This is a genomic window from Micromonospora parva, assembly GCF_000718515.1.
In the GTDB taxonomy this organism is placed as follows: Bacteria; Actinomycetota; Actinomycetes; order Mycobacteriales; family Micromonosporaceae; genus Micromonospora; species Micromonospora parva.
On sequence record NZ_JNZS01000033.1, the window covers coordinates 35,791 to 49,845 of the forward strand.

Here is a 14,055-nt window from a genome sequence, read left to right on the forward strand (position 1 = left end):
CCGTCCCCACTTTCGGTTCGGTCAGCTTCCGTGCGTGTGGGTGTGGCCCTGGAACCGGTGGATGGCCTCTTCGGCGCCCGGCGGCATGCTGCCGTCGGCGTTGCGCACCAGGAAGATCCCGGCCATGCCGCCGTCGGAGTGCGTCTGCACGTGGCAGTGGTACATCCAGGCGCCGGGTCCGACACCCTCCCCGGCCAGCACCTGGAAGCCGAACGAGCTGCCGGGGTTGAGGTCCTTGTTGTCGACCACCAGGCTGGGGTCGCTCGGCCCCTCCAACATCCCGGTGCGGTTGTCCGCCCACCGGTGCGCGTGCAGGTGGAAGGTGTGGAACAGGTTGCCGTGGCCGATGGCGATCCACTCGACGCGCTCGCCCAGGTTCGCCTCGAACATCGGGGTCGCCGGTGCCATCTTGTTGTTGATCATCATGTCGTGGAACACGGCGGTGAACTGCTTCGACGGCAGGATGTCGCCGCGCCGCCGGACGATCAGCGCGCCGTACAGTCCCTTCGCGACACCGCCGGTGCCGTGGTCGGTGCCCATCGCGTGATCGTGGTAGTGCCAGTAGCCGGCGCTGCCGGGCATGTACCGCCGGCCCGCCGCGGCCACCATCTCGTGCGAGCGCCAGACGTACGTCCGGGTCTCACCGGGATTGTTGAACGAGGCGTTGAACGGGCTGCCGTCGGATTCGGTGCTGTAGTCCACCCCGTGCGGGTGGATGGAGAGCCGCTGGTCGGTGGTGTTGACCAGGGTGATTTCCAGGGTGTCACCCTCGTACATCTCCAGGATCGGGCCCGGAACGGTGGCCTGACCGGGTGCCAGGCCGTACCCGAACAGGTTGCCGGGCAACTGCTCGGCGTAGATGGTGATCTTCTTGGTGACACCGGCGGCGGCCCGGGCGGGGCTGCCGCCGAACGCGCTGCCGATCGCCGGGGCGGACGCGCCCAGTGCCCCGGCGGCGAGCGCACCGGTGGCGATCAGCGATCTACGGGACAGGTGGCGGTGAGGGCCACCAGCGTGATCGTCCATTGGTCTCCGTTCCCGACCGGGCGAAGACGCGACGAGGACAGGGTGCATCGACCCGAGCGCGGGGGCGGTGGCACGACTGAGGGTGAGGCTCGTCGCGTGCTTTGCTCGGAAGACTCAAAGCTTTCGATGGATGACAGCAACTTATGTAATCCATCGACGAAAGTACAGCTCTGATTGCAAAAAGATTACCTTGACATCACGACGTCTGTCGATTGACATGAAGCTGACACACAAGCGGACGCCGGGCTGCCGTCACTGCGGCAATCCGGCGTCAGCCGTACGGGAGATGTCTGTCAGAGCTGGTGGCGGTCGTCCGCAGGCAGGCTCGGGGCCTGCGGTGGCTCGGGCGCCTGGTCCGGCTGGCCGAGCTGCGCGACGTGGGTCGGGTCGAGGACCCGGGAGAGGAACGCGCGGGTCCGTTCGTGCTTCGGCGCGCCCAGCACCTCCTGCGGCGGCCCCTGCTCGACCACCACGCCACCGTCCATGAAGACGACCCGGTCGGCGACGTCACGGGCGAACGCCATCTCGTGGGTGACCACCATCATCGTCATGCCGTCCTCGGCCAGCTTGCGCATCACGGTGAGCACGTCGCCGACGAGTTCCGGGTCGAGCGCCGAGGTCGGCTCGTCGAACAGCATCAGCTTCGGCTCCATCGACAGCGACCGGGCGATCGCCGCGCGCTGCTGCTGCCCACCGGAGAGCTGGGCCGGGAAGGCGTCGGCCTTGTCGGTCAGCCCGACGCGCTCCAGGTTGGCCCGGGCGATCCGCTCGGCCTCGGCCCGACCCCGCCGGAGCACCCGACGCTGGGCGATGGTGAGGTTGTTCAGGACGGTCAGGTGCGGAAACAGGTTGAACGACTGGAAGACCATGCCGATACCACGGCGAACCTGGTCGATCTCGACGTCCGGGTCGGTCATCTCGACCCCGTTCACCCAGATCGTGCCGGCCGTCGGCTGCTCCAGCAGGTCGACGCAGCGCAACAGTGTCGACTTGCCGGAGCCGGACGGCCCGATGACGCAGACCACCTCGCCCTGGCCGACCTCGAAGTCGATGCCCTTGAGCACCTCGAGCGGACCGAAGGACTTGTGCAGGTCGCGGATCTCCACGGCGGGGCGGGAAGGCGTGGTCGTCATGGGGTCACCGAGCCTTCGCGTAGCGGAGTTCGAGGCGTCGTACCACCTGCGACAGCGGCAGGGTGATCACCAGGTAGGCCAGGCCGGCCACCAGCAGTGGCGTCGCGTTCACCCGGTCGTTGAGCATGTCCCGACCGAACTTGGTGATCTCGATGGTCTGCGCCGTCACGCCGAGCACGTAGGCCAGTGACGAGTCCTTGGTGAGCAGGATGAGCTCGTTCGTCAGTGGCGGGATCACGATCCGGAACGCCTGCGGGATGACGATCGTGCGCATGGCGGTGAAGTGCGACATGCCGAGGGTCCGCGCCGCCTCCATCTGCCCCTTGGGAACGGCCTGGATGCCGGCCCGGATGGTCTCGGCCATGTACGCCGCGGCGGTCAACCCGAGGCCGATAGCTATCGAACCGAACACCCCGCCCGGAATCTCGCGCTCCGGGAAGGCGATCGGGATGCCGTACCCGACGAGGAAGAGCACCAGCAGCGCGGGTAGACCCCGGAACAGCTCGATGTACGCCGTCGCCACCCAGCGGTACGGCGCCACCCGGGACAGCCGCATCAGCGCCAGGATGGTGCCGAACACGAGGCCGAAGGCGAACGCGCCGAGTGTGTAGAGGACCGTGTTGCGCAGCGCCACGGTGATGATCGTCGGGAACATCGACGTGATGATGTCGACGCGGAAGAACGCGTCGGCCAGCCTGCCCCAGTCCGCGGCGAAGGCCACCACGGCGATGACGGCGATGAAGATCAGGTACTGGATCCCGAGGGACAGCCGCTCCCGCTGGCGGCGTCGCAGCTTCACGTTGGCTCGTTGCCTTCCCGGAGGTCTACCGACACGGAGGGCGCGCGGGACGCGCGCCCTCCGGTACTACGTGGTGCTCAGGCGCTCGGCCGGCTCTGCGGCTCAGGCGTTCGGCCGCTTGCCGATCCACTTCTCGTAGATCGTGTCGTACGTGCCGTCCTGCTTGGCCTTGGCCAGCACCTCGTTGATCTTCTTGAGCAGCTCCGGGTTGGCGTCCTTCTTGACCGGGAAGCCGTACTGCTCGCCGGTGTCGAACTCGGCGGCGACCTCGAACCCGCCCGGGTTCTTCTTCAGGTACTCGGTCCAGACCGGCAGGTCGTTGATGGCGGCCTCGACCTGGCCGTTGGCGACGGCCTGCTGCAGGGCGGCGAGGTCCTCGAACTCGACCAGCTTCAGGCCCTTCTCCGCCTCGAGCTTCTTGGCGTAGTCACGACCGGTGGTGGCCGCCTGGACGCCAAGCTTCTTGTCCCGGAGGTCGTCCAGCGACTTGTACGTCTTGCCGGTCTTCACCAGCATCGCCTGGGTGGCGTCGAAGTAGGGATCGGAGAAGTCGATGACCTTCTTCCGCTCCTCGGTGATCGTCATGCCGGCGGCGGCCGCGTCGCACTTGCCGGTGTTGAGGTCCTGGCCGGACTTGATCCCCTCGAACGGGGTGTCGATGATCGTCTGCTCGACGCCGAGCTCCTTGGCGACCAGGTCCATGATCTCGACGTCGAAGCCGGTCACCTTGCCGCTCGCGTCCTTGGACTGGAACGGCGGGTACGGCAGGTGGGTGCAGACGGTCAGCTTGCCCGCCGCGACCAGCTTGACGCCGCTGGCCTGGACCTCACTGTCGTCCTTCTTCGCGCAACCCGCGGTCAGTGCGAGGGCGGCGACGGCCACGACGAGGCCGGCCTGACGGACGGCGCTTGGGAACCTCACGGCTGTGTCCCTCCGATTCGGCTTCCCTTGCACAGAAAGCCAATCTGGTTCATAGACTTTGCGATAAGCGACCGTACCCGATCGGGCGCGTCGCCCCCAGATCACGCCGTGGTCACCCGGGCGACGCGACACCTGGGTCACCGCCGGCGAACCGGACACTCACGCAGCAACCTGCCTCAACCACCGGTTCCCTCGGCCGCCCCGTCCGGGGTGAGGGCCCCACCGTGCGGGTCTGTGTCCAGGAACACGTGCTGGTGGCCGTGGCCGGCGTCGACGCTGACCTGGTCGAGCTGGGTCGCCGCCACCGACCAGATCGTCGCGGCCTCGGCCGCCTGCCGGGCCGCGACATCCAGCACGGCCGCCCGCTGCGCGGCCGGAACGCCGGCGGCCAGCGCGTACGCGTCGACAGCCAGCGACGCCTGCTGGACCGCTGCGCGCAGCCCGCCGCGCGCCACGTTGGTGGCGGTGGTCCCCGACGGCGGGTCGGCGAACGGTTCGGCCGCCCGGCGCATGACCTCCTGCCACTGGCGGGTCTGCGCGGCGTCCGGTGCGCGTCCGCCGGTCGTCTCCGTCTTGATGGCGGCCAGGACCGGGGCGACCTGGTCGCGGACGCGCCGCGCGGTCTCGGTCAACTCCACGATCTGCTGGGCGTCCCGCTTCGCCTCGGCCTGCTTGATGCTCGCGATGGTCGCCTCGGTGGCGTCCGGACGGCCCACCTGGTAGCCGACCAGTCCACCGAGCAACGCGGTAACCAGTGCGATCACGCCCGCGACGGCCGCGTACCGCGCGGTGCGGCGACGACCCACAGCGGCAGTGTCCAACTGGTAGGAGGGTCGGCCGGTGCGGCGCGCCATCGCATCTCCTCACATCGATGGGGTGGGGCCAAAGATTAGCCGCCCCTCGTGACGTCAGTCGATAGCGCCGCCGATACCCGCACCGGCACACCCGTGTCGGCGGGAACCGCTAGACCGGATAGCCCCACTCGACCAACGGCTTCTCCAGCACCCGTTCGATGGCGGTGACCTGCGCCGGGCTGAGTTCGCCCCGGTACGCCTCCGCCCGGCCCACGGTGAAGTCGTACCGGGAGAAGCCCTTCTCGAAGGCGGTCGACCAGCGCAGACCGAGGAAGTCGAGCATCCGGGCGACCTGCTCACGTGGCTGCTCGACCAGGTCCTCGTAGCGCACGTCGAGCCACTGGTCGGCCGGGTGCCGCAGCCGGGCCTGGGCGAAAGCCTCCATCAGCATCTTCCACCCCAGCGCGGCGAGCACCGGGAACGAACGGCCGGACTCGATCCACTCCTCCCGCAGGTCGGACGGGAGCGGGCCGTAGATCCAGTTGTCCGGCCCGCGCCACCCGTCCCACCAGCCCATCTGGAGCCACGAGTTGGCCACCGCGCGGCCGTCGCGGACCACGTTGACCACCCGCAGATCCGGGTACGCGGCGTGCAGCAGACCGGTGCGCGGCCACCCGGTGACGTGCTGCACCAGCTGTTGACAGCCCTGCCGGGCGATCCGCTCGTCGAAGAAGACCCGCAGCCGCCGGGACACGAACGGCGTCAGGTCCTCGGCGACCAGGTCCCGGCACGGCCGGGAGAAACCGGCGAGCACCTGCCGGTCGAGCAGGTGGTACGCCTCCGACGGCGCCACCCGGAGCCGACCCCGCTCCAGCAACCGTCGACTGTGTCGCAGCGAGGTCATCCCCGCCGGGCGTGGTGCCGAGCGCCGGTAGAGCAGGCCGTTGAACCGGCCCTTGGGGTTGAGCCGGGCCAGTTTGTCGTCCAGGCCGGAGACGAAGCCGACAGCGGGATGCCGGGAGAGCAACTCCTGGACCAGTGTCGAACCGCAGCGACCGGTGCCCACCACCAGTGAGAGCATCGTTCAGCCTTCCTGCCGGGTGGCGGGTGACGGGGAGACGGCCGGGTCCGCGGTGCGGCGGACGGCTGAGGAGGGCCGCTGCTCGTCGTCGGCCCGCTGGCGGAGCTGGGTGGCCGCCGGGCGGCGTAACGGGTAGCCGAAGCGGGTCAGGGCCACGGCGGTCAGCCCGGTCACCACTGCGTACGCGCGGGTGGTGAGCCCGGTCAGCCACTCGGTGTCGGCGACCACCTCGACCAGCCCGGTGCGGTGCCGCGAGGGGTTGCCGGCCACCGAGTGGGTGGGCCGGAGCCGCACCGTGGCCGGCGTCGGGAACGGAAGCTCGTCGGGGGTCGCGCCGACGAAGCCGGCGATCTGGGCGGTGGTGCCCGCCGGGTCGGCCACGAAGTCCTCGTACCGCACCCGCAGGTAGCGGCCCGGCGCACCGCGGCGACCACCCCACAGGCGTACGGTCGCGGTGTTCCAGACCAGCCAGAGCAGCGCGGCCTTGCCGACGGGTGGTCGGCTCATCAGCTGGTCGTCGGCGGGACCGTCCAGGAGGCGTCGACGACGCCAGGAGTACGCGGTCGCGCGCGGGTCACGCACCACGTGCAGGACGTACAGGTCGATGCCGGGCAGGCTGCCGAGCAGGGCGCCGTACGGCGGCAGCTTGGAGGAGTCGACGATGACACCGTCGGACCGGCCGGGCAGTGCGTGTTCGGCGATCGAGGCGTAGAGCCGGGCCAGGTGCCTGTCATCGGGGTGGCCGGGGACCGGCGGCTGGCCGCGACGGTGGCGGCGCAGCAGCGCTGGCAGCCGCCGCAGCCGCAGCCGCTGGGCCAACCGGGCGGCGATCCCGGCCGGGTCGGCGTCGCCCAGGTCGGCGCGCACGCGGGCCCAGAGCGGGCAGTCGCCCACCGGGGAACCGCAGCCGCACTGCCGGTTCTCCAGGATGCCGCGCCGCCACAGGTACCGCAGCTCGCCGGCCGCGAAGAAGCCCGGCAACTGGCCCAGGACGGTGGTCACCAGGGTGCTGCCGCTGCGACCGCTGCCGGCGAGGTAGAGCACCCGTACCCGGCTCACCGGGCCGCTCCCCCACCGGCCGTGGCGCGACCGGTCCGCCGCCGCGCCGGCAGCGCCGCGGCGGCCTCGGCGTACAGCCCGCGAATGCGCTCCAGGTGCCGGTCCGGCGCGAACTGGGCGGCGATCTTCGTTCGGCCGGCCCGGCCCATCCGGTACGCCCGCTGTGGGTCGGCCAGGATGTCGGTCAGCGCGGCGGCGAGGGCGGTGGGCTCGTCGGCGGCGACGATGCGCCCGTCCACCTCGGACTCGACCAGCTCGGGCAGCCCACCCAGATCGGTGGTCACCACCGGGACACCGCAGGCGAACGCCTCCAGCACCGCCATCGGTTGGTTCTCGTGCCACCGGGACGGGACGGCGACCACCGCCGCCGACCGGATCAGCTCGTGCAGGCGGGGCTTGTCGAGCCGACCGTGGAACCGGACCCGGCCGGGCACCCGCCGGGCGGCGAGCGCCTCCAGCTCCGGGCGGACCGGGCCGTCCCCGGCGACGTCCACGCAGACGCCGTCCGGCAGCGCGGCGGCGGCCTCGATCAGCACGTCGACGCCCTTCTCCGGGGCCAGCCTGCCGGCGAAGACGACACCGCCGCCGGGCGTCTGCTTGGCGGTGACACCGGTCAGGTCGACGAAGTGGTTGACCACCCGCAACCGGTCCGGGTAGACGCCCGCGCGGCGCATCACGTCGGCCAGGAACCCACTCGGGCTGACGAAGAGCTGCACCGGGTCGTACGCGTTGAGCCGCCGGTGCAACCAGGACTCGACGGCGAGCAGACCGCTGCGTGACAGCGAGCCGTCCTTGCAGCGGCGGCGGGCCGCCTGCAACGGGCCACCGGTGACGCACGCCTGGCAGGGCCGGCCCCGGTCCAGCAGTTGGTAACTCGGGCAGGCGAGCTTGTAGTCGTGCATGGTCAGCACGCACGGCACCCCGGCGGCGCGGGCCGCGGCGAGCACCGACGGGGAGAGCTGGTGGTAGATGTTGTGCAGGTGCAGCACGTCCGGCCGGAAGTCGTCGATCACCTGGGCCAGTCCGCGCCGGCTCGTCGGCGACCACAGCATCCGCCCGACGGCCACCGCCCGGGGCCGCACCCCGCTCGGCGCCGGCTCCAACTCCACTTCGGACGGGAACCGCGCGGCGTACGGCAGCGGCGACTCGTTCTCCGGGTGGCTCATGCCGAAGTAGGCGACAGTGTCGCCGGCGGCCCGTTGCAGGTCGGCGAGATCGAGCAAGTACCCCTCGGCACCGCCACGGCGGTAGAGGAACTTGTTCACATGCAGCACGCGCATCGACTCGGCCTGCTCACGTCGATCGGGCGAATCGGGCCCCGAGGTGATGACCGAGATCCGCCCGCCCCGGCCACGGCCCACGGTATGCAGGCCGGGTCAGCGAGTCCAGTTCACATTAGCCATGTGGCTGAACGGGTGATCTTCGTCTGCCCGTGCGGTCCGCAGCCTGGCCTCCCGCCATGATCTCCCGATAGCCTGGCTGCCGCCGGTCGTACCCGCTCTGCTGCGGGGCCGGGCCGGTGCCCCGACAAGGAGGACCCGTGGCAGCCGACGACGAGGTCTCCGCGCTCGCGTACACCGCGCGGCGGGTCCGGCGGCACCTGCGCTGGGCGCGTACCGAGGGGATCGGACGGCTGATCGAGGAGGACCGCCTCAACCCGGTCGACCGGATCGGCACGGCACTGGCGAAGCGACGCTGGCGGCGGCGGACCGGCCGCACGCCCGGCTCGGCGATGCCGGTCTACCTGGTCGGCCTGCAACGCTCCGGCACGAACATGCTGGTCCGCGGCCTGGACGCCGCACCCGAGGTCGAGGTCCGCAACGAGAACGACAGCACCCTCTTCCACCGCTTCCAACTCCGCCCGGACCCGGTGCTGACCGCCGTCATCCAGCGCAGCCGTCACGCGTACGTCCTGGTCAAGCCGCTCTGCGAGAGTCACCGTGTGGACGAGTTGCTGGCCCTGCCGGGGCTGACCCCCGGGCGCGCGCTCTGGGTCTACCGCGACGTCGACGACCGGGCCCGCTCCGAGGTCGCCAAGTTCGGGGACGCCAACCTGCGGGCCCTGCGGGCGATCGCCGACGGCAGCATCGGGCGACGGTGGCAGGGGCAGCGCCTCGACGCCGACGCCGTCGAGCTGATCCGGGCCCACGACCCGCAACGGTTGGATCCGCACAGCGGCGCGGCGCTGTTCTGGTACGTCCGCAACTCGCTGGTCTTCCGGCTCGGCCTCGACCGGCGCAGCGACGTGTTGCTGTGCCGCTACGACAGCCTGGTCGCGGACCCCGCCGCACAGCTTCGGCGGCTCTGCGCCTTCCTCGACTTCCCGTACCACCCACGGCTGCACGCGCACATCGGCCCCCGCCAGTCACACGGTGCGGCGGAGCACCGGCGGCTGCCGATCGACAGGCGCGTGCGGGCCCGCTGCGACGAGCTGACCGACCGGCTCGACCGCGCCGCGGCCGACGCCCGACCCGAGACCACGAAGGCGGCCGACAGTGGCTGAGACCGGAACCCGTACCGCGCCGATCTTCCTGGTCGGCTGCCAGCGGTCGGGCACCACCATGGTGCGTCTCGTCCTGGACTCACACTCGCGGATCAGCTGCGGCCCGGAGACCCGGTTCCTGCCCGACCTGCGACGGATCGTCGGCCGGGACTGGGAACGGCTGGCCCGCTTCGGGTTTCCGCGCGAGGACTGGCTGCGCCGGATCCGGGACTTCTTCGGCGGTGTGCACGCCGACTACGCCGCCGCCCGGGGCAAGGCCCGGTGGGCCGACAAGACCCCGCTGTACGCGATGTCGCTGGACTTCGTCACCGAGGTCTTCCCGGACGCCCAGATCGTGCACCTCATCCGGGACGGCCGCGACGTGGTGGTCTCGCACCGCAAACGGTTCGGCTACTGGTCCGCCGTGAAGTGCGTGGTGAAGTGGCCGCGCTACATCCGGGCCGCGCGGGCGGTCGGCGCCACCCTGCCGGCGGACCGCTACTACGAGCTGCGCTACGAGCAGGCGGTCAGCGAGCCGGAGAAGACGATGCGGGCCCTGTTCGAGTTCCTCGGCGAACCGTGGGAGGACGGCATCCTCGACTACGACAGCAAGCAGCACGACGTGGCCCAGAAGTACACCACCGAGGCGGAGCGACGACGGGCGGCGGCGAGCGTCACCGAACCGATCTACGGCTCCCGGGTGGGCACCTACCGCCGCGAACTCGACCCGTTCCTGCGCCTGCTGGTCTGGGTCTTCTCCGGTCCGACCCTGCGCGCCCTGGGTTACCGGTGACCCGCCCGAGCCGGCGGCGCGCGATCGCCACCGTCGCCATCGCCGCCACCCTCCTGCTCACCGCCGGCTGCACCGGCGGCGACAACGATCCGCCGCCGGCCGCCACCCCCTCCGCGACGGCGGCACCCGCAACCGGCGCGCCGGCGCGCACCGGCGAGCAGGTGAGCAACCCGTTCGGCGCGCACTGGGACTGGTCGCGGTTTCAGCAGTTCGGGCCGTACCTGCGCCGGCTCGCCGGTTCGGCGACGTACGAGGAGATCTCCTGGTGCGAGATCGAACGGACCCCCGGTAAGGCGGACTGGGCCGGGCTGGACGAGATCGCCACGCGCAGCCGGGACCTGGGCATCACACTGCACCTGAAGATCCGCACCGGTGTGTGCTGGGCGACCGGTGGCACCGCACGCTACACCCGGGGCGCGGCCAACAAGACCGAGTCGGCGATGCCCACCGACCTCGGCGCGTACCAGCGGTTCGTCGGCGAGGTGGTGCACCGCTACGGCCCGTACGGGGTGCGGGAGTACGCGATCGAGAACGAGGTCAACGCGCCGAGCTACTGGGCCGGCAGCCCCGAGGACTACGCGCGGCTGCTCCGGGCCGCCGCCGAGACGATCCGCGCGACCGACCAGAAGGCGCGGGTGGTCGACTCCGGCATCAGCAGTGTCGCGTACGGCATGGGTGTCGCCGACCGGCTGCTGCGCGCCGATCGGGTGCCCGAGGCCGTCGCCGCCTATCAGGCGTACTTCCAGCGTCGGGTCGGCACCCGGGGGCAGCAGATTCCGGCGGTGACCGGGGAGGCGCAGCTACGTCGGGCGCTCGGCACCGAGACCAACAGCCGCAACCTGCGTTTCCTGGCGGTGACCGAGTCGCTGCTGACCGACCGCACCGTCGACGTCCGGCAGGTGCACTTCTACGAGCACTTCAGCGGGGTGGCCCCGCTGCTGGACTACCTGCGCGCCACCACACCGCCGGGCACCCCGATCCAGGCGTGGGAGGTCGGTCAGTTCTGGCGCGACGGCGACGGCGACCCGGCCAGCCGGGCCACGGAGATGGTCAAGACGGTCACCCTGCTGGCGGCCGGTGGGATCGGTGAGATCAGTTGGTTGCCGTTGGCGTACAACCCGAACAACGCGGCCGGCAGCGAGGTCCGCTACGGCCTGCTCGACCCGGACGGCACCGAACGGGAGGCCGGCCGGATGCTGGCGGCCCTGGCCGACGCCGCCCGGGACGCCACCGTCACGCCGCTACCCGCCTCGGTGGCCGGCAGGCTGAACGGGGTCGCGTTCGTCCGGGGTGGTCAGAGCACGCTGGTGCTCTGGTCGGCGTCGAACACGCCGGTGACGGTGCCCGCGGCACCGGGCGCCCGGGCCGGGGCGGTGGGTTCCCCGCTGGGCGTGGCCGGCGGCGGCACCACGATCACCGACGTGCCCGTCCTGCTCCGCGCCGACCAGCCGGTGGACCGGGTCCTCGCCGCCGTCCGCTAGGGCCTGTTTCATAAGGGTGGCCGAGCCGAGGCGGAGTCCGGGCGGCGATCCGGCAAGGCGCGGTTTCGTCCGGATACCGGTGTCGTATCCGGACGAAACCGCAACGCCGCCGGTCGTCGTCTCCCGCAGGGCCGGGGTCAGCTCGGAGACGCCCGGGTCGACCCGGCGGGTGTGCCGGGTGAACGCCTCCGGGGTGAAGGCCGGCAGGCCGAGGAAGCGCACGATCTCGCCGTACGTGCCGGCCGGGTCGGCGTTCAGGTCTTCGGTCCGGGCAACGTGGATCCGCTCCCGGGGGACGTGCGCGAACCACCGGTTCAGCTGCTCGGCGTAGCGGCCCCGGGCAGCGTACGAGTGGTTACGCAACGCCCGGTGCGCGGCCGGGCTGTCCGGGCCGCGCCGCGTCGCCCTCGCCAGCCGCTCCTCCTCGGCGTCCAACGCGTCGGCGAAGGAAAGCGGTTCGACGCCGTACGAGCGGGTGTGCAGGTAGTGCGAGTAGGCCCGCTGCACCGGGTCGCGCAGCAGGACGACGAAGCGGGCCTGCGGCAGGGCAGCCGCGACCCGGGCCGGCACGCTCGGATGGAACAGGTAGTAGGGGCTCGCCTCAAACGTGCGCTCCCCCGGGGCGAGGCGCGGGAAGTGCCCCCGGTACCACCGCGCCCCCCGAGCGTGGTGGACGCTGAAGTACTGCAACTCCTTGCCGGTGGGCACCCGGACCCGGGGATGCGCGGCGAGGTGGTGGTACAGCGACGTGGTGCCGCAGCGCTGCGCGCCGATCACCAGGAAGTCCGGCAGCGGTCCCGGCTCCCCCGGTCGCGCCGCCCGTCCCCAGGCCCGTGCCGTGCGCACCCCCCGACGCAGCCGGTCGGTGACCTGACGCCGTGCGCCGCCGCTCACGAGCGCGCCCCGCGCTGGCCGGCACCCGCAGCGGCACCCACCCCGTCGGCCGGTTCGGCGGGGTCGGCGGCGGCACGTCGACCGCCTCGGCGGGTCACCGCGCGCAGCACCATGACGTCCTCCCGACTGAGCCCGAGGGCGAACACCACGGCCAGGTACGCCACCATGATCGCGGCGAGGCCGACAACGAGTTGCGCGGTCCACCCCTCGACCAGCCAGCGCACACCGAACCCCACACCCATCGCGACCAGCGCGGCGACCAGGCCCTTGACCATGCCCGCCGTCACCGGCACCGTGTGCACCTGCGCTCGCACCTGCCAGACCCGGGCGACGTTCACCGCCGCCAGCGACACCGCCCAGGCCACCGCCGCGCCGAGAATGCCGTACGCCGGGATGAGCCAGAGGTTGAGCAGAACGTTGAGCAGCAGGGCGGCGAGGTTGTCCATCATGTTCACCGAGACCCGGCCGGACATGTTCAGCAACGTCCCGCAGGGCCCGGTCGCGGCGTTGACCAGCTGACCGAGCGCCAGCACCACGGTGACCGCCGCGCCGCCGGCCAGGCCCGGCCCGCCGACCAGCCGCAGCAACTGCTCCGGGAAGACCAGTAACGCCACGAAGGCCGGCAGCGACAACCGCAGCACCCAACCGGTGGCGACCCGGTAGATGCGGCGCACCTCGTCCAGTCGACCCTGGTGGTAGAGGTGCGCCAGGTGCGGACCGAACGAGGCGTTGACCGGTGCCAGCACGAACACCGCGATGGTGACCAGCCGGGTCGCCACGTGGTAGACGCCGATCGCGTCGGGACCGTAGTCGAAGAAGCCGAGCAGCAACGCGTCCACCCAGATCAGCCCGGTGGACGACAGCGAGGAGACCCAGCTGACGGTGGAGAACCGGAACAGCTCCCCCGGCCGGTACGCGGGCCGGGCGGCGGGCACCCGGCGCACCATCCGGGCGAGCGCCACCAGGGCGAACGCTGCGGCGCTCCAGCTCGCCACCACCAGTGCCCAGAACGCGCCGGTCAGGCCCGCCCCCAGGGCGAGTGCCAGCGCGGTGAGCGCCAACCGGGCGGCCGGCTCGTAGACCTGGCCGATGAGCGCGTAGGCCCGTTGGGTGCGCCAGCCCCGGGTGGCCGCGAGCGCTGCCTCGCACACCGTCGAGGCGGGCAGGCACAGCGCCACCAGCCGTAGCCCGGTGGTGAGCTGCGGGTCGTGCAGGGCGTCGGCGAGCCACGGCGCGCCGACCGCCAGACCAAGGGCGATCACCGTGGACGCGGCCGCCGAGATGCCGATCCCGAGCCGGATCGCGCCCCGGAGGGCGGCCGGCTCGTCGTCGGCGAGATGCACCGCCACGAACCGGGTCAGCCCGGCCCGGAAACCGGAGAGCGAGAGCAACCCCAGCAGCGACAACACCGCGTAGACCTGGGCATACCGGCCGAGTTCGGGTACCCCCAGGGCCCGGGCCAGCAACAGCATGACCAGGAAGAGCGCCACCTGGCTGAGCACGGCGCTGGCCAGGTTCAGCACACCGCCGCGGGCCATACCGCGTACCTGCTGGTCGCCGGCATCCGGCGCGGCCGGCGGCCGGCCGGTCAC

General features: G+C 71.7%; 12 protein-coding genes. 2 read left to right on the top strand and 10 right to left on the bottom strand.

The genetic code is table 11. The features are described from left to right. Nucleotides 1-21: 21 nt before the first annotated feature. The 8 genes from IF22_RS0129820 to IF22_RS0129855 form a co-directional block, all read right to left on the bottom strand. Nucleotides 22-1,026, bottom strand: a complete 1,005-nt coding sequence (locus tag IF22_RS0129820) for a multicopper oxidase domain-containing protein (RefSeq protein WP_030337665.1) — start codon at nucleotides 1,024-1,026, stop codon at nucleotides 22-24. Nucleotides 1,027-1,319: 293 nt separating this feature from the next. Beyond that, complete coding sequence (locus IF22_RS0129825; protein WP_030337666.1) at nucleotides 1,320-2,159, bottom strand: amino acid ABC transporter ATP-binding protein; 840 nt, start codon at nucleotides 2,157-2,159, stop codon at nucleotides 1,320-1,322. Between the two features lie 4 nt (nucleotides 2,160-2,163). Next, entirely contained in the window at nucleotides 2,164-2,958 is a 795-nt protein-coding gene (locus IF22_RS0129830) for an amino acid ABC transporter permease (RefSeq protein ID WP_030337667.1), read from the bottom strand. A 102-nt stretch (nucleotides 2,959-3,060) separates the two neighbouring features. Then, the gene (locus IF22_RS0129835; RefSeq protein ID WP_030337668.1) at nucleotides 3,061-3,879 is read right to left on the bottom strand and encodes a basic amino acid ABC transporter substrate-binding protein; all 819 of its coding nucleotides are present in this window, start codon (nucleotides 3,877-3,879) and stop codon (nucleotides 3,061-3,063) included. A gap of 176 nt (nucleotides 3,880-4,055) precedes the next feature. Continuing rightward, complete coding sequence (locus IF22_RS0129840; RefSeq protein ID WP_030337669.1) at nucleotides 4,056-4,733, bottom strand: hypothetical protein; 678 nt, start codon at nucleotides 4,731-4,733, stop codon at nucleotides 4,056-4,058. A gap of 109 nt (nucleotides 4,734-4,842) precedes the next feature. Continuing rightward, nucleotides 4,843-5,754 carry a sulfotransferase family protein gene (locus tag IF22_RS0129845; protein ID WP_030337670.1) on the bottom strand — a complete coding sequence of 304 codons (912 nt, stop codon included), beginning with the start codon at nucleotides 5,752-5,754 and terminating at the stop codon, nucleotides 4,843-4,845. A 3-nt stretch (nucleotides 5,755-5,757) separates the two neighbouring features. Then, nucleotides 5,758-6,813: a sulfotransferase gene (locus IF22_RS0129850; RefSeq protein WP_051708866.1), complete on the bottom strand. Its 1,056-nt coding sequence runs from the start codon at nucleotides 6,811-6,813 to the stop codon at nucleotides 5,758-5,760. Next, nucleotides 6,810-8,093 carry a glycosyltransferase gene (locus IF22_RS0129855; protein WP_156057984.1) on the bottom strand — a complete coding sequence of 428 codons (1,284 nt, stop codon included), beginning with the start codon at nucleotides 8,091-8,093 and terminating at the stop codon, nucleotides 6,810-6,812. Before IF22_RS0129855 ends, IF22_RS0129850 begins: the two co-directional genes overlap by 4 nt. A gap of 260 nt (nucleotides 8,094-8,353) precedes the next feature. Here IF22_RS0129855 and IF22_RS0129860 point away from each other — a divergent pair, with 260 nt between their 5' ends. Both IF22_RS0129860 and IF22_RS34060 read left to right on the top strand, forming a co-directional pair. Continuing rightward, on the top strand, nucleotides 8,354-9,316 hold the full coding sequence (locus IF22_RS0129860) for a sulfotransferase family protein (protein WP_030337673.1): 963 nt from the start codon (nucleotides 8,354-8,356) through the stop codon (nucleotides 9,314-9,316). Further along, entirely contained in the window at nucleotides 9,309-10,088 is a 780-nt protein-coding gene (locus IF22_RS34060; protein WP_030337674.1) for a sulfotransferase family protein, read from the top strand. The genes IF22_RS0129860 and IF22_RS34060 overlap by 8 nt, the downstream gene beginning before the upstream one ends. A gap of 1,241 nt (nucleotides 10,089-11,329) precedes the next feature. Here IF22_RS34060 and IF22_RS35535 read toward each other — a convergent pair. Beyond that, on the bottom strand, nucleotides 11,330-12,463 hold the full coding sequence (locus IF22_RS35535) for a sulfotransferase family protein (protein WP_167337353.1): 1,134 nt from the start codon (nucleotides 12,461-12,463) through the stop codon (nucleotides 11,330-11,332). After that, nucleotides 12,460-14,055, bottom strand: coding sequence for an oligosaccharide flippase family protein (locus IF22_RS0129875; protein WP_156057987.1), 1,596 nt, complete (start codon nucleotides 14,053-14,055; stop codon nucleotides 12,460-12,462). The genes IF22_RS35535 and IF22_RS0129875 overlap by 4 nt, the downstream gene beginning before the upstream one ends.

Bases quoted from the DNA above. Each gene is read 5' to 3' on its own strand.
- IF22_RS0129820 (WP_030337665.1), bottom strand. From the start codon at position 1,026: ATGGACGATCACGCTGGTGGCCCTCACCGCCACCTGTCCCGTAGATCG.
- IF22_RS0129825 (WP_030337666.1), bottom strand. From the start codon at position 2,159: ATGACGACCACGCCTTCCCGCCCCGCCGTGGAGATCCGCGACCTGCAC.
- IF22_RS0129840 (WP_030337669.1), bottom strand. From the start codon at position 4,733: ATGGCGCGCCGCACCGGCCGACCCTCCTACCAGTTGGACACTGCCGCT.
- IF22_RS0129845 (WP_030337670.1), bottom strand. From the start codon at position 5,754: ATGCTCTCACTGGTGGTGGGCACCGGTCGCTGCGGTTCGACACTGGTC.
- IF22_RS0129855 (WP_156057984.1), bottom strand. From the start codon at position 8,093: ATGCGCGTGCTGCATGTGAACAAGTTCCTCTACCGCCGTGGCGGTGCC.